The 16,052-nt window shown below is 38.5% G+C and carries 16 protein-coding genes; 6 read left to right on the plus strand and 10 right to left on the minus strand.

Going from position 1 to position 16,052, the window contains the following annotated elements; all coding sequences use genetic code 11:
- Positions 1 to 156: 156 nt before the first annotated feature.
- Complete coding sequence (locus AC1VU3_RS12075) at positions 157 to 1,491, minus strand: MFS transporter (protein ID WP_482983618.1); 1,335 nt, start codon at positions 1,489 to 1,491, stop codon at positions 157 to 159.
- A 162-nt stretch (positions 1,492 to 1,653) separates the two neighbouring features.
- On the opposite strand from AC1VU3_RS12075, the gene AC1VU3_RS12080 reads away from it, so the two are divergent.
- From AC1VU3_RS12080 to AC1VU3_RS12095, 4 genes are all read left to right on the plus strand, one after another.
- Positions 1,654 to 2,166, plus strand: coding sequence for a helix-turn-helix domain-containing protein (locus AC1VU3_RS12080; protein ID WP_482983619.1), 513 nt, complete (start codon positions 1,654 to 1,656; stop codon positions 2,164 to 2,166).
- Positions 2,167 to 2,261: 95 nt separating this feature from the next.
- Positions 2,262 to 2,564, plus strand: coding sequence for a phospholipase (locus AC1VU3_RS12085; RefSeq protein WP_482983620.1), 303 nt, complete (start codon positions 2,262 to 2,264; stop codon positions 2,562 to 2,564).
- 245 nt (positions 2,565 to 2,809) lie between these two features.
- Entirely contained in the window at positions 2,810 to 3,334 is a 525-nt protein-coding gene (locus AC1VU3_RS12090) for an RNA polymerase sigma factor (protein ID WP_482983621.1), read from the plus strand.
- Positions 3,309 to 4,589: a hypothetical protein gene (locus AC1VU3_RS12095; RefSeq protein WP_482983622.1), complete on the plus strand. Its 1,281-nt coding sequence runs from the start codon at positions 3,309 to 3,311 to the stop codon at positions 4,587 to 4,589. Before AC1VU3_RS12090 ends, AC1VU3_RS12095 begins: the two co-directional genes overlap by 26 nt.
- 477 nt (positions 4,590 to 5,066) lie before the next feature.
- Here AC1VU3_RS12095 and AC1VU3_RS12100 read toward each other — a convergent pair whose 3' ends face one another.
- The 8 genes from AC1VU3_RS12100 to AC1VU3_RS12135 form a co-directional block, all read right to left on the minus strand.
- Complete coding sequence (locus AC1VU3_RS12100) at positions 5,067 to 5,513, minus strand: GNAT family N-acetyltransferase (protein WP_480388985.1); 447 nt, start codon at positions 5,511 to 5,513, stop codon at positions 5,067 to 5,069.
- 103 nt (positions 5,514 to 5,616) lie between these two features.
- Positions 5,617 to 7,206, minus strand: a complete 1,590-nt coding sequence (locus AC1VU3_RS12105) for a long-chain-fatty-acid--CoA ligase (protein ID WP_482983662.1) — start codon at positions 7,204 to 7,206, stop codon at positions 5,617 to 5,619.
- A gap of 146 nt (positions 7,207 to 7,352) precedes the next feature.
- Entirely contained in the window at positions 7,353 to 7,637 is a 285-nt protein-coding gene (locus AC1VU3_RS12110) for a hypothetical protein (protein ID WP_480388984.1), read from the minus strand.
- A gap of 115 nt (positions 7,638 to 7,752) precedes the next feature.
- Positions 7,753 to 8,520: an alpha/beta hydrolase gene (locus tag AC1VU3_RS12115; RefSeq protein WP_480388983.1), complete on the minus strand. Its 768-nt coding sequence runs from the start codon at positions 8,518 to 8,520 to the stop codon at positions 7,753 to 7,755.
- A complete protein-coding gene (locus tag AC1VU3_RS12120; protein WP_480388982.1) occupies positions 8,521 to 9,321 on the minus strand; it encodes an ABC transporter ATP-binding protein in 801 nt (266 codons plus the stop codon). It lies immediately after the preceding gene.
- Between the two features lie 12 nt (positions 9,322 to 9,333).
- A complete protein-coding gene (locus AC1VU3_RS12125; RefSeq protein WP_482983623.1) occupies positions 9,334 to 10,353 on the minus strand; it encodes a FecCD family ABC transporter permease in 1,020 nt (339 codons plus the stop codon).
- Entirely contained in the window at positions 10,346 to 11,353 is a 1,008-nt protein-coding gene (locus tag AC1VU3_RS12130; RefSeq protein ID WP_480388980.1) for a FecCD family ABC transporter permease, read from the minus strand. The genes AC1VU3_RS12125 and AC1VU3_RS12130 overlap by 8 nt, the downstream gene beginning before the upstream one ends.
- 12 nt (positions 11,354 to 11,365) lie before the next feature.
- Positions 11,366 to 12,334, minus strand: a complete 969-nt coding sequence (locus AC1VU3_RS12135; RefSeq protein WP_482983624.1) for an ABC transporter substrate-binding protein — start codon at positions 12,332 to 12,334, stop codon at positions 11,366 to 11,368.
- Between the two features lie 212 nt (positions 12,335 to 12,546).
- On the opposite strand from AC1VU3_RS12135, the gene AC1VU3_RS12140 reads away from it, so the two are divergent.
- Positions 12,547 to 14,001 (plus strand): phospholipase D family protein, encoded by a 1,455-nt coding sequence (locus AC1VU3_RS12140; RefSeq protein WP_480388978.1) that lies wholly within the window; start codon positions 12,547 to 12,549, stop codon positions 13,999 to 14,001.
- Between the two features lie 288 nt (positions 14,002 to 14,289).
- On the opposite strand, the gene AC1VU3_RS12145 is transcribed toward AC1VU3_RS12140, so the two are convergent.
- Positions 14,290 to 14,445: a DUF1540 domain-containing protein gene (locus tag AC1VU3_RS12145; protein ID WP_480388977.1), complete on the minus strand. Its 156-nt coding sequence runs from the start codon at positions 14,443 to 14,445 to the stop codon at positions 14,290 to 14,292.
- A gap of 262 nt (positions 14,446 to 14,707) precedes the next feature.
- Between AC1VU3_RS12145 and AC1VU3_RS12150 the strand changes: the two genes are divergently transcribed.
- Positions 14,708 to 15,847, plus strand: coding sequence for a SpoIIE family protein phosphatase (locus AC1VU3_RS12150; protein ID WP_482983625.1), 1,140 nt, complete (start codon positions 14,708 to 14,710; stop codon positions 15,845 to 15,847).
- Positions 15,848 to 16,052 lie beyond the last annotated feature (205 nt).

A 16,052-nucleotide genomic window follows, 5' to 3' on the forward strand; every position in this document is an offset into this window, starting at 1 on the left:
TCCTTCTCCTTCGCTTTTAGTACTTTCTCGATATCGGCAATTGCATTTTTCATATGATAGAAGCTCATAATTTCTTTTTCATTGATGACTAACATGATGTCCTCCTATAAAAAGAACCCGTCTTGCTTTTTGCATGAGACGAGTTCTATTATTTATTTATACTTCACTCAACTTCGAACTATTCTTCAGCTTGTTATGGTTATCCTCCATAGATACATTATCCAAATCTTGTTGGCTCCGTTCTTTTACCGCCCATATTGCAAGTAGAGATACTATGGCAGTAAAGATAATATAGCAAGCAACGGGTACATAGGAGTCGTTAAATTGCAGCATTAAGCTTGTAGCTATAAGCGGAGCAGTACCTCCAGCTAAAGCTGCACCAATTTGATACCCTAGCGTTATCCCGGTATACCTGACCTTGGCATCAAAAATCTCCGAAAACATCGTTCCGAGAACTGCTGTAATTGGAGCCCAAATAACACCAAGCCCGATAATAGTCGCAATGACTAAAAGTACAACGGATTGTTGTTGGAGCATCCAAAAGTACGGGAATGCAAATAAGATCATCCCAACAGATCCAGCCACATACACCTTTTTTCGTCCAACTCTATCAGATAGCGCCCCCATAATCGGAATTAGAATGGTAGTTACAATGGTTGCAACAGTGACTGTGTTTAACGTTACTGTTCTAGAAAATCCTAAAGTCGAAGTAGCATAAGAAACGATAAACGTTCCAAAGATATAGAATGGTGCTGTTTCTACCACCTTTGCCCCTATTGCAATTAACACCTCACGCCAGTGATATTTAAGCGTAGCAGCCAGAGGTAGCTTTGGTATATCTCCAGATTCCTGCACTTTTTTAAAGGATGGTGTCTCATCTATTCCTTTTCGAATCCACAAACCAAATATCACAAGTAAGGCACTCATGATAAATGGAACTCGCCAGCCCCACGTCATAAATGAACCTTCTGGCAACAGCGACATGATAGATAACGCCACTGTACCTAATACCATCCCAATTGTTACGCCCATTTGAGGTATCGACCCATAAAGTCCTCGTTTTTCTTTTGGGGCATATTCTACAGCAAGTAAGAGCGCTCCTCCCCACTCTCCACCTATTCCAAGTCCTTGAATTAGACGAAGCGTAATCAAAAGAATAGGAGCCCATATTCCGATTGCTTGATAGGTTGGTAATAACCCCATCCCTAAGGTAGCAACTCCCATTAAGCTTAATGTCAATACAAGTGTCTGCTTACGTCCAATCTTATCTCCAATATGACTGAATATAATACCGCCAAATGGACGAATAAAAAAGGATAAAGCAAATGTTGCATATGCAAGCAGCAGCCCAACAGTCGGATCTTCTGTCACGAAAAATAATTGATTAAATACAAGTGCTGCAACTGTTCCATAAAGAAAATAATCAAACCATTCAATAGAGCTACCTACAAGACTAGCAATCCACACTTTTCTCATTTGCTTTGCATCCATAAAATCTCCCCTTATCTAAAATTGAAGTGACACTTAAATCCCCATGTAGTTATTTTATTGATATAAAAATATTCTGTCAATATATTTTATGTACAACATTGAGGGTTTCTAATTTTCTCGGTATGATGAATAGTAAGAATGAAGTAACGGGGAGTATGTTTTATGTCATCTAACACTATTGGAACTGTCTTAAAGACAATAAGAAAAGAAAAGAAAATGACTTTAAAGGAACTAGCAGAGAAGACAAGCGTGTCAATCAGCTTTCTGTCTCAAGTAGAAAATGGGAAATCTAGCGTTACATTAGAATCGTTAAGGAAAATTGCAGATGCATTACAAGTAAATCCTGCTGTTTTTTTCCCTGAAGAACCTTCAAATGACAATCTAGATATAATTAAACAACAATTTTTCTATCAGGATCTCTCGAATGGAATCGTGGACAGTAGCTTTTCCCCAATCCTTGTAACGCTACAGCCAGGCGAAAATGAAGGAAATGCATTTGCACATAATGGACATGAGTTTATTTTTGTAGTGGAAGGAATACTTACCATTTTAATAGATGGCAAGAAAGAACAGGTAGGAGCACAACAATCTAAAATGTTTGACGCAACCAAGCCTCACTATTGGTATAACTTAACCGACAAGCCAGTTCGTTTTTTAGTGGTTACCTCTAACTAGTATTTTATTTTTTTAGAGTAGGTGCTTGTATATATGGGAAGTGGACAACTCGCATAACCTATAGATTATCCCGTATATGAAGGAAGTGTTTGAGCTTGCCACACAGAAATAGAAGAGGTCCACGTTTTTGCCTTTTACCTGGCTATAACTGGTGCGGTCCCGGCTGTAACGGTCCTGGTCCGCCAGTGAATGAGGTAGACGCAGCTTGTATGATGCATGATAAATGCTATGACAGCGGGAGAAGCAGATGCGAATGTGATCGAGAATTTCTTCATCGACTTTATCCTCTCATAAATCCTCACACAGAAGCCGGAAGACACGCCCGCTTAGTCGCAAACTATATGAGACTTCAGACTGCCTTTACTTGCAGCAATTTTAATAATCGCCGTCGTTATTGAGGGTGTCCCATAAGTAAAAACTTATGGGATACCCTCTTCTTTCTTTAATAGATATCTATGCTATGTAGCATTGCTCCTGTGGTCGCATTAAAATGCCACCATCCTCGTCGCAAAGGGCCCGTCTCAAAATGACTTTTCAGACGGGTCCTTTTTTGTGATAAAATGACAAAAAAATACTAAAAAGGTAAAATAAAAGCGATACTTTATAGATTTACCTTCGTCTATAAGGGCAAGGGGGGTAAAAGATGGAGATGGAACAGCTATATAGAGAGCACAGCGACAGAGTATACAGCTACATATGGATGCTCGTTCGCCATAAACAAACGGCAGAGGACCTGACACAAGAAACATTTTATAAGGCCTATAAGGGGCTAGAAAACTTTAACCATCAGTCTTCTATCCCAACTTGGCTATTAAAAATAGCCAGGAATATAACGTACGATCATTTCCGAAGGAAGAAAGTAATCCAATTCTTTAGCTTTGAAAAAGAGCATGACTACGATCCGGAGGAAATTTCACCAGAAAGTCATGCAGAAAAAAATGAGGAGCTTGTTAGAATGTACACCTGCATGAGCAGGTTAAAAAAAGATTATCAGGAAGTTTTGCTTCTTCGTAAGATTCAGGAATGCTCCATTCAGGAAACGTCCTTTATTCTAGGGTGGACAGACGCTAAGGTAAAAATGAAATTGACTCGGGCAATAGATGCCTTAAAAAAAGAATTTCATAAAGGAAGGAGTGAAGACAATGAAACCGAACGAAGAATTCGATAAGCTTTTCGGGCAAATGAAAAATGTTGATAGGTCTTCTAATGCACGGGAGAACAGCTGGCTCGCATTAAAAGGAAAAATAAACAAACCTAAGAGAAGAAAAGTTTTCCCGGCAGTTATCTCTTTAGCTCTCATTGCAATTGCCTCCTTCTTACTTGTCACTTACCTACTCCCTACTGAAACAGAGCAAACAAGTGATACACTTTCGAGGGAAGAAGTGATTATGGGATTCCTGGAGAAGCAATATAATGGGCCTGATGTTGAATTTGAAAAACTGTATAAAAATTGGTTGAAACTAGAAAGCAATAGTTTAGAAGAAAAACAAGAGAAATCAAAAGAGGATACAAACTTTATGAAATATATTGAAAATATATTTGAAGAATACATTGTGGGGGATAAACTGTTAGACTTTATAAATACAAACTTACTTTTCCGATACCAATACCTGCTTATAGATAGAGAGTTACAAATGAATTTAGAAAAAGTTACGATGGAGCAGGATAAAGTTCATCCAAATATATACAGGACTATCATTGAGGTATCCCTAACTAATAGGAAGGGGCAGGAAATTTCCCATACAATGAGAGATGAATTCATATTCTCTAGTGAAGAAGTTAATAAAATTGGAAGATATAATAATGGAATAAATGGAGGTTCACTAGAACTTGATGAGAAGATCAAGAACTTTGATGCATACCTTTCTCAAGAAGACCAATCTACAGAGGCACTTTCCAATGAAGAAGCAATTATGGGCTTTCTTGAAAAACAATACAATGGACCTGATATGGAATATGAGCGGCTGCTAGATGAATGGATGACCCTACAAAGCGAAACAGTTGTTGAAAGCCAAGAGGATTATGATGTGCTTCTAAATTCAGAGGAATATAAAGCCTTAATGAATTATTATGAGGCAAGTTTTGGTGAATATATTAGGAAAGAAAAATTCGAAAGCTTCCTTGGCACAAATTTATTATTCCAATATCAAGCCCGGCTACTAACCAATAGCTTACAGATGAAATTAGAAAAGGTTACGGTTAAGCAGGACGAAAACTATCCGAACATCTATCGACCAATCATAGAGGTATCCTTAACCAATAACAAGGGGCAGCAAGTCTTCCATACCTTAAGAGAAGAATTTATATTCTCTGAAAAGGAACCAGGTAAAATAGGAAATTATAATGGAATTAAAGACGGTGGTGGAGTAGAGTTGTATGATAAGATTGAAAACTTTGATGCCTATCTAACTTCAGGGGAATAAAGTTCTTAAAAACCAACTTCGGTTGGTTTTTTGTTTACTAGTCATTAATTAAGACCTTAAAGGGTTTTACAACATTCTCGCTTGTTTTTATAACATTCTCGCTGATTTTTACAACATTACCTCCTTTTTTTACAACATTATTTGTATCAGTAAATAAAATTACAACATTAATGGTTATTTTTACAACATTCCCCTTTGTTTTTACAACATTTCCTTCTCTTTTTACAACATTTTTCTCCTGGAAAAATAATTACGACTTAGGAGCTCATTTTTACGACTTTCTCTACTGTTTTTACAACTTCAAGCCACAATTTTACGATATTCTTTAGACCAAAGACCAGAACTACGACTTGGCAGCAGTTTTTTACGACTTACTCTACTGTTTTTACGACATTGAGCCCAAATTTTACGACTTTCTCCACCCTCTCCATCTAAATCCAATAAAAAAAGAGCCGCTAAGCCCTTTTCCCCTCACACTTATAGCTGCAACACCATCTCTGCTTCGCCTTCATTAATCTGTCCGGTCTTTACAAACCCAAAGCTCTCGTATAGTTTGATAGCTTTCTCATTCTCTGGCTCAGTGGAAAGATAGATAGCATCGCAGCCTTCCATTTGTTTTATTTCCTCAAGGATTAATCCAATCGCTTTTTTCCCATATCCTTTTCCTTGGGCTGTATGGTCAATCATTAAACGACAGATCCAATAATTAGACGTCTCTTCATCAAACCCATACATAGCAAAGCCGATTAGCTTGCCTTCTACTTCTATACCTTTCGTGATCCATCCTGTCTCAAACATGGATTGCACGATGGATAAGGCGTTGGATGCGACAAATTCTTCAATCACCGTGGCCTTGCCATTTTCGTTGGTCGTTAGCAGCACTGTCTTTAGCCAGTTATCCTTTGTTATATCTACTAGTTTCATCTCTTATTCCCCCTTAGTCTATATTCAGTTTACCAGACATAGGAACTAAATCTTTACTTAATAAAAAAAGAGTTCTCCCTACTCTTGGAGAACTCCCTACAAACTAATTCACTTTCTTATTTCCTTTCCAATACATTTCACGTAAACGGAATTTTTGTAGCTTTCCAGTCGCAGTTTTAGGAAGGGCCTCGACGAATTCAATTGATTTTGGTGCTTTAAAATGTGCCATATTAGAGCGACAGTATTCAATAAGCTCCGGCTCCGACACTTCCTGACCTGGCTGTCTTACGATAATTGCCTTCGGTACCTCTCCCCACTTCTCGTCTGGAACAGCAATAACTGCCACCTCTAATATAGCTGGATGCTTGTAAAGAACTCCCTCTATCTCTGTGGAAGAGATATTTTCTCCACCTGAGATGATCATATCTTTTATTCGATCCTGAATTTCAATATAGCCATCCGGATGTGTCACTGCTAGATCTCCTGTATAGAACCAGCCATCGCGGATTGCCTCTGCTGTTTTTTCCGGATCCTTATAATAGCCCTTCATAACCACGTTTCCACGAGTGATAATTTCTCCAAGCTCCTTCCCATTCCAAGCAACTTCTTTTCCATCCTCTTGGCTAACTACCTTTGTTTCCCCGTTGAAGGCAAGCTCGATTCCTTGTCTTGCCTTGATAGTAGCTTGCTCTTCTGGTGAGAGACTATCAAACTCTTGCTTCCACTCACAATATAAGATAAACGGAGAAGTTTCGGTTAGTCCGTATACGTGCATCATTTTTAAACCAAGGACAGACTGTGCTTTGGCAATTAAAGCTGCCGCTGGAGGTGCTCCTGCTGTAGCCATACGTGGATTCGTTGTAATTTTTACTTCCTTCGCCTTTGGTTCATTTACGAGCATATTCACAACTGTTGGCGCACCACATAACAGGGTAATCTTATGCTTATCAAACAGATCGATGATAAGTGGTGGGTCTACCTTCCGTAAGCATACATGGGTTGCACCGGCTGCAGTAATGGCCCAAACGCCACCCCATCCATTCGCATGGAACATTGGTAGAGTATGTAGGTAGACATCATCATGTTGGATGCTTAAATGGTGCATAATATTAGCGGCATTTAAATAATTCCCTCGATGAGTTAGCATAACTCCCTTTGGCTTGGAAGTAGTACCGCTTGTATAATTGATCGTTATTAATTGATTTTCGTCTATTTCTGGAAAAGTAACTGGCTCGTTGACTGCACCGACGAAATCCTCATAGTCAATACCGTTTAGCTCATTCGCGCACCCTTCTACTTTGACTACTATTATTTGATCAAATGGAAGATTGTCCTTAATTTTCTCGATTGGCTTACTAAATTCTTCATCCACTATAAGCATCTTGGAGTCACTATGCTTGATAATATATTCTAAGTCATCTGCAGATAATCGGTAATTTAAAGGTACCATCACCGCGCCAAGCTGACATATTCCATAAAAGCACTCCAGCATATAATGCGTGTTTGGTAGCATTACAGCAACGTGATCCCCTTCCTGAATACCTGCTGCAGCTAATGCATAGGAAAGCCTGTCTGCCCGCTCCCCAAATTCCTTATACGTGAATCTCTTTTCTTCATCAATTACAGCAAGCTTATCTGGATAATACTTAATGGCTCTTCTTTTCCAATCTAGCGGCGTTAACGGTGAAAACATTTGACCAGCTCCTTTTCCATGTATATATTCCGGTAGAAACGTTCTTATGCTCACTTGCCCAAAGACTCCTAGCTCATTGGAAGCGCTTTAATTCATTCTAAATAAATAACCGAATATTTTCAATTATCAAAACGGTCTCGATCTGTCTAATTTTGTTTGCTTTCCTGTTTCAGAAAGGACACTACTATCCAAGAAAACACTAATGAGATTACTGGGAAAATAATATTCCAAGATGAGTAATTGATTTCGTTTATTTGAAAATAGTATTTCGAACGCCAAGTTTCAAATAAAATATTTAATAATAATGTTATCAAAGGTGCAATAAACACCTTTTTAGTAAGAATAGATGCTAAAAGACCTAATCCAATTACTATAAGTGGGACAATGAACAACTGCATTAAAAAGGGGTCTATCGACTCGATAAATTCCATAATACACCTTCTTACCATTTATTATAATCATAATATATATTTTCCTTGTTTGTTAAATAACAACATTATTTTAGAAAACAGCCTTTGAAAATAAAAAAGCAGAGATATCTCTGCCTTAATTCTTTCCTATAAAACGAAACGCTCTACTTAGTGTTGTAGGTACAACGGAAGCATGGTTTTCATCTTCAGCAATATGTAATTCCACATTGTGTTTATTTTTTAGAATGAAATTTAATTCTTTCGCATCATCCAGAATATAATATTCTTCACTACCCACTGCCATAAACAGATTCGTCATACTACCCCCATATGACTGTGCAAATCGTAATAATTCTCTATTGTTCCACCAGATAGACGGACTGATGGCTAGGTAATGTCTAAAGAGATTTGGCTTCGTCAACATAGCCCAGACAGTAAACAATCCACTTAAAGAGTGACCGAACAATGCCTTCTTTTTCTTATTGATAGGATACATCGATTCTATTTTAGGCATGAGCTCCTCCAAAAGAAAGGTTAAAAATCCTTCCGCTCCACCATGAGGTCCCAAATCTCTCCCCATTAATCTATCAGGATAGACATAGCTGTCAGCAGGGGGAGTAAAATCAAAAAATCTTTTCCTAGCTATCTCTTGTTCGTTTCCTTGATGGCAAACTCCTATGATAATAGCTTGGGAAATAGAGGTTTTTAACGTATTTTTGGATTGGAGTCTCACTACCTCTCTAGCTAGATGAAAATACATCGAGCCATCAAGTATGTAATAGACAGGATAACCATCCTCTGGTACCTGTCCCGTGGGATAAGATATCTTTATCTCATATACGTAACCATTTGTAATGGAAGGATAGCTCCATTGAACGGTGTTCTCTAAGAAAATGTTCTCCATTTAGCGTTCTCCCTTCAACATATTATAGCCATAGCAAACTGGGACCCCTAATTCTTCATCCGTCATGATTTTTGCATCAATATGAAAGACTTGTCTCATTACTTCTTTTGATAGTATTTCATGAGGGGTACCTATTGCCGCAATAACACCATCCTTCATTGCAATCAGCTCATGAGAAAATCTTGACGCGTGATTAATATCATGGAGAACCATCACTACTGTACAGCCATGTTTTCTATTCAAGTCTTCTACAATTGATAGCACATCTAGCTGATGAGCCATATCTAAATACGTGGTAGGCTCATCTAATAACAGGATATCGGTTTCTTGGGCTAGAGCCATTGCGAGCCACACCTTTTGTCTTTGTCCTCCTGATAGCTGACTGATTTCTCTATTTTTGAAAGCAGTTGTTTTTGTCAGCTCCATTGCCCAATCGATAACCTCTTGATCCTTTTTAGAAAGAGTCCCCATATTCTTACGATGCGGAAACCTTCCATAGGATATCAGCTCTTCAACCTTTAGCTGTCCAGGTGCCTCTGAGCTTTGCGCCAGAAGGGCCAATTGCTTTGCTATTTCTTTCGTGGAGATATGCTTCATATCCTGATCCTGTAAAAAGACCTTCCCGCTACTTTGCTTAAGGATTCTCCCGATTGTCTTTAGTAAGGTTGACTTTCCACAACCATTTGGGCCAATTATCGTCGTTATTTTCCCTCTTTGAATAGAGACACTTAGCTCATGAAGAACAACATGATTTTCATATCCAGAGCTTACCCGCTCTACTCTTAAAACAGGTGCGTCCATTAGGTGTCCCTCCTACGCCTTTGATTTAATCAATAAATATAAAAAGTAAGGTATCCCAATAATGGATACGACAATTCCAATTGGCAGCTCAGATGGCTCAAAGACAGTTTTCGCTATATAATCCGAAACAATCAGCAGAAACATTCCAACCACTGCACTAATCGGAATGACAAATCGATGGCTGATACCGACTAATCGCTTCCCTATGTGGGGTGCCATTAATCCAATAAACGCGATGCTACCAGATACCGATACACACGCACTCACAATACCTACACTACACAATAAAAGAATGGATTTCTCCTTTTCAATAGAAATCCCTAAGCTTTTGACGGTTATCTCCTCTAGCTGTAGATAATCTAAGAGATGTGCTTTTCGGTAAATAAAAGCTCCTAAGAAAAATACCCAAGGAAATATGGTCATTACATAATTCCAGTTAGCGCTATAAATGCTTCCTGAAAGCCAGACTGCCGCCATCTCATAATCATTAGCGTTCATCTTGAGTGAAATATATAGGGACAAGGCTCCAAAGCCACTACTGATTGCAATACCTGTGAGAATAAGACTCTGCATATCTAGTACACCGTTCCGCCAAGCAAACAGATAGATAATCGCAGCAGCCAGCGATCCTCCTACAAAACCAAATAACGGCATGAGCATGACAGAATAACTTGTACTGCTTGGTGACATTTGAAAAAAGAACATAAAAATCACGATTGCCGCCCCTGCTCCTGCGTTGATTCCTAAAATCCCAGGATCGGCAAGGCCATTTCTCGTTACTCCCTGAATCACTGCCCCCGCTATCCCTAAGCCAATTCCAACCAAGCCAGCTAGCACAATTCTTGGTAACCGAAAATCAAATATCACTAAATCGAATTTGTCATTAGGATCGATTCGTAATAATGTTTTTACTACTTCCCAGACCGTCATATCAAAGGCACCATTTGTAATATGCAAATAAAAGGCAAGAAAAGAGAGAGCTATAAAAGAAAAGAATACTGTCCAAAAACGCAGCGTGTGTGTGTTATGCACGACTAGCACCTCCTCTCGTCCTAATCAAATAAAGAAAGAAAGGAACACCAATAAGTGCAGTTACAACCCCAACCGGTGTTTCAAATGGAAAATTAATAAATCTACTTGCGACATCACATAGTGCAAGAAACACCGCACCTATTACCGCAGAGCATGGGATAATAAAACGATAATCTACCCCCACGATAAACCGAGTAATGTGGGGAATAACCAATCCGACGAAAGCTATCTTCCCGACCAGTGCTACAGCAGTTCCAGTAAGCATGACAACTGCCAATATACTTGCAGCCTTCACCCATTTTGTCTTTTGTCCTAGTCCAACTGCAATATCCTCTCCAAGAGATGAAATGGTGATAGATTTAGAAAGAAAAAGAGCGATAACCAAACCAATTCCTCCGAATGGAATAGCAAGAAGAACCATATCCGGATTTACACTATGTATTTTTGCGTTATACCAAATGCTAATTGTTTGGGAAACCTGATAGTACATGGCAATCGCAGAAGCAATACTGCTAAGAAACGTACCAATTACTGTGCCGATGATGGCTAACTTAACTGGTGACAGTCCTCCCTTTATGAGAGAGCCAAACCCAAAAACTAAGCCTGCTCCTATTGCAGAGCCTAGCATAGATAGCATGATCAATTGTGAGTTTGGCAGTCCAGGGAAGAATACCAATGCAAGGGTAATGACAAACGCAGAACCATCATTGACCCCCATGATAGATGGAGAGGCAAGATAATTACGTGTGATTCCTTGCATCATTGCTCCAGCTACCGCAAGAAATGCTCCAACCAATAAAGCCGCGATTACTCGCGGCAATCTGGACGTTCGAATTATTTGGTGATCTACATTTGTCTCATCAAATTGGGAAATTGCCTGCCAAGCAGTTATAAAACTAATATCCTTTGCCCCATATAAAATAGATAAGATGATTACCAGCATGATAAATAGTGGTGAGGACCATAATATAACTGCTGGGACAGAAATTTTTTTACCCATAGTATGCACCTTTTACTTCGTTAAATTTGTAATTGCAGCATCTAAGAATTTAACCTTTGACCAAGCTGTTCCTCCCTGAGCTAGTGGGTCTACTGCATTCACAAACACATGGTCATTTTTTGCAGCCTCAATACTTTTAAAAATAGGATTTTCTAATAATTCATCTAACGCTGTTGGGTTATCTTTATTCTCCGTTGTTTCGTACTGAAGGAAAATATAATCTGGGTTTATATCCGCTAACCCTTCTAATGCTAATTCAGATTGAGCCTCTGCTTTTGCTACCACATCTGGTACAGCTAAACCCAGGTCCTCATACAAAACTGGATTTAGATAGATGTTTTCTGGATATACATTGAGGCTTCCTTGTCTCATACGTAATACAAGCACCGTCTTATCCTTTAATTGTTCACTAAGCTGTTCCTTTGCCTCTGAAGCCTTTGTCTCGTAATCATTAATAATAGTATTTGCGTCTGCTTCTTTACCAGATAATTGGCCTAGTAGCAATAAGTTCTCTTTCCAGTTCGTAGATACATGTGAATAAGGAATCATCGTCTGTATTTTATTTAGTGATGTTACTACCTCTTCACCATGTTTCGAAGAGCCTAAAATTACATCAGGATCCAGCTTTAAAATAGCCTCATTGTTTGGTGCGAATTTATCTCCTACTAAAGATGCACCCTCTAATTCTTCCGCTAGATAAGTTGGAATAGCGTCAGCAATCGATAAAACTCCTACAGGCTTCACACCTAAAATTGCGGCGTCCTCCATAGATTCCAAGCTTGCAGCTACTATGTTATTTACCTCAGCTGGTAACACATACTCTGTCCCTAAATAAGTAATTGTTTGTTCTGTTGCCTCTTGTTTTTGTATATCTGATGCTTCCGTATTTACTTCTACTTCTGCCATTTCTTCTTCCCCACATGCAGCAAGAAGGATGGTCAATAAAACCGAAACTCCAAACAACCGGTATTTACCTTTCACCTTTACTCTCTCCTTTTAATTAATATCAATTGAATGATAATGATTATCAATATCATGTTAATTGATAATTTACTATATTTCAATACTATTTAGAAAATATTTCAGAGTACTTACCTACGACATAAAGAAGATTGAGCAAAAATATTTATATATGGTTTGCCCTAATAGGATAAAGGGAATATTCTTTGAAGAGAACAATAGGAGGAAAGATGATGGCTCGTAAGCAGAAAAGTCCATGGAGTAGACGAAGGAAAATTACTTGGGTTCTTATAGGAATTTTTTTCATTTGTTACATAGCACTTATATTATGGCATACCTATAAACCGCTCCCCAATGGAATTTCCTATGCAGGAGATTTACACAAAACCGACAGTATTCAATTTCTAACGGATTTAACCTATGCCCAGGATAAACAAGGGAATGGTATGGTTCATGAGAATAATATTTTTGAAGAAATTTATAAAACGATTAATGAGGCAGAGGAATTTGTCGTGTTAGATTTTTTTCTTGTAGATGGCTATTACGATGAAGAGGAAGATTTTCCACCTATAGTTGAAACATTATCTACCACTGTTGCAAATAAAAAGAAGCAGAATCCAGATATGCCGATTGTTTTCATAACAGATCCATTAAACCGTGGCTATGGCTCCTATGAAAATGAGTGGTTTAAGAAAATGAGAGATGCAGGGGTTGAAATAGTCTATACAGATTTAGATCCGTTAAGGGATTCTACGCCTATCTATTCTGGCATCTATCGATTATTTTTTCAATGGTTTGATTTTGGTGGAAAGGGCTGGATTGCCAATGCAATGGCAAGTGACGCTCCGAAAATGACGATTGCCTCTTATATGACACTTTTAAATGTTAAGGCAAACCATCGGAAGGTGCTTATAACAGAAAAGTCAGCGATTGTCAGTTCCGCTAACCCCCATGATGCCAGCGGATTTCACGGAAACATCGCATTAAAGCTAGGAGGTCCTGTTCTAAACGATATGTTAAAGGCTGAAGAGGCTGTATCTCTTATGTCTGGTGGACCTAAACTACCTAGAGTGGAAACGAAACAAGAGGACGGAAAATATACCGTTCAATATCTAACGGAAAAGAAAATCTTAGATGCCCTTTTAAGTGACTTATCGGAAGCAGAGCAAGGAGATACAATCTGGCTAGGGATGTTCTTCCTCTCGGAGAGAGCCATTATGGACGAACTAATAAACGCTACAAACCGCGGAGTTGAGGTGAACCTTATTCTTGACCCAAACGAAAACTCCTTTGGTAGACAAAAATCTGGTATTCCAAATAGACCAGTTGTACAGGAACTCCTAGAGGACACAGAAAATAAAATGAATATCCGCTGGTATAACACAGTTATCGGTCAATACCATACAAAAGCTATTTGGATTCAAACAAAGGACCATACAATTATTTCAAACGGGGCTGCAAATTTTACGGAAAGAGCTTTAAATGATTACAACCTAGAAAGTAATATCCGAGTAATTGCTCCTAACGATAGTGAGTTGGCTTTGGAGATGGAACAATATTTTGAAAGACTGTGGAACAACGAAGATGCCATGTATACGTTAGATGCTTCTGAGTATCAGAATACTTTTACCTGGTGGCAAAGATGGATAGTAGCTTTCCAGAGTTTCATCAAGGTAACCACATACTAAATAAATGCGCAAGCGCCTGTTATGTCCCGACTAGCAAATGGAGCCCGGCGAGGAGGCAGTTTCTCAGCCACCACAGCCGGGATACATTTGACCTCGAGGGGCAAGGCGCTGGAGCTGGATACTAAATAAATGCGCAAGCGCCTGTTCTGCCCCGTCTAGCAAATGGGGAATAACGAGAGTTTCTCTGCCAACATAGAGACTAGGCATTCATAATTGATAAAAAGAAAAGTAGACAAGATCACATAAGTGACTTGTCTACTTTTGCTAAGAAGAGTCCGAAACCTATATTTACTCTTTCGGTTCAAAAGTTTTACAATCTGTTTCTTGGCTAGTGGATGCTTTGTTGCTACTATGACTTACTACATAAATCGCTTTTGCATTACACTTATTACCTGCTCTCCAGAACTTACAGCTGTTCACTTCACAAAGAACGTCTTTTGCCATAGGTTTCACACCTCCTCTTTCACAGTATGAATGGATGCTGAAAAAATCATACTCCAGGAGTGACTCTCTTATTTTATTTCAAATATATACTGAATCTCTGACGGCAAAAACGTCTAATTTTTCTTCCCTTTTCCTATTACTTTTTTTAAATTACATAGTAGATAGGCTTTAAAATATCTATATCTTTTAATCTTTTGTATAATAGTACTAGAGTAATTATTTACATAATAATATTTTAAATTACCTACAGGGGGAAATATCGATGACTATCCTACTGGTAGATGACAATACCGTCAATCTATTCGTTATAGAAAAAATTCTGCATAGTGCAGGATACAAAGATACAGTTTCGTTACAATCCGCCCAAGAGCTTTTTGATTACATAGAGCTGGACAATCCAAATGCTAGCAATAAAGCGATTGATCTCATCTTGCTGGATATTATGATGCCATCAATAGATGGGCTAGAGGCCTGCAGACTGGTCAAGGAGAACGAGCGATTTAAAGATACCCAAATTATTTTTGTAACAGCGCTTGAAGATAAGAATAAGCTGGCTGAAGCATTAGATGTTGGTGGAAATGATTATATTACAAAGCCTATCAATAAAGTAGAGCTATTAGCTAGAATACGGGCGGCATTACGTTTAAAAGCAGAGCTTGACTGGCATACCCAGCATGAAAAGAAAATTCAATATGAGTTGGATCTTGCCACCCATGTTCAGAGAAGCCTTTTAAGTCCCCCCTTACACGAGCAAGATATACAAATCGAGGTTTCCTATCTACCTTCCTTCAACCTAGCAGGAGATATGTATTATTGGCATAAAATAAGCGAGAAACGTTATGCAGTTATACTACTTGATATGATGGGGCATGGCATATCCGCCTCTCTTGTTTGTATGTTCATCTCTTCTGTATTAAGAGAATCTATTAAACAACTTGTTGAACCGGAGCTTGTGATCAAGGAATTAAATAGATATATGTTGCTATTACATCATGAGAAAGTAGGGATTCCCTATTACTTTACTGCAGTCTATATGGTGATTGATACGGAAAACAAAACCATAGAGTATGTAAATGCCGGTCATCCACAAGGCTTTGCTCTAATAGATGAAGAAAAAACCGTACCACTAGATCAGGGCTGCTGCGCAGTAGGCTTCTTTGATGATATCGAAGTAAAAAAGGTAATAATTCGTTATGAAAAGGATATTCAAATTGTCCTTTATACAGATGGTGTCTTAGAGGCAATGGGTCCCTGCGAAATCGAATCTGAAAAGCATCTTGGAGAGCTCGCCTCTAAAAAATGGGGACATTCTCGAGCGTTAATTGATAACCTACTTACGATAGATAAACAAGTAAATCAACCAGATGACATGTGTGTCCTAATGGTTCAATGTAAAGGATAAGCATTTTTCATTGAACCTAATCGTATCAATGAAATACCGAAAACAAAAGCAAGCACTTACGATATTAATATCGAAGTGCTTGCTTTTGCAATGCTATGAAATCGGGTGAACAGGTTACCAGAAATAAAAAAATAGACGGTGATAATTTATCATGTAAAAAAGAGGAGAAAGTAAAAACTTTTCTCCTCTTTTTTATACCAGGCAT

The organism is Psychrobacillus sp. Z16_25 (assembly GCF_056856695.1).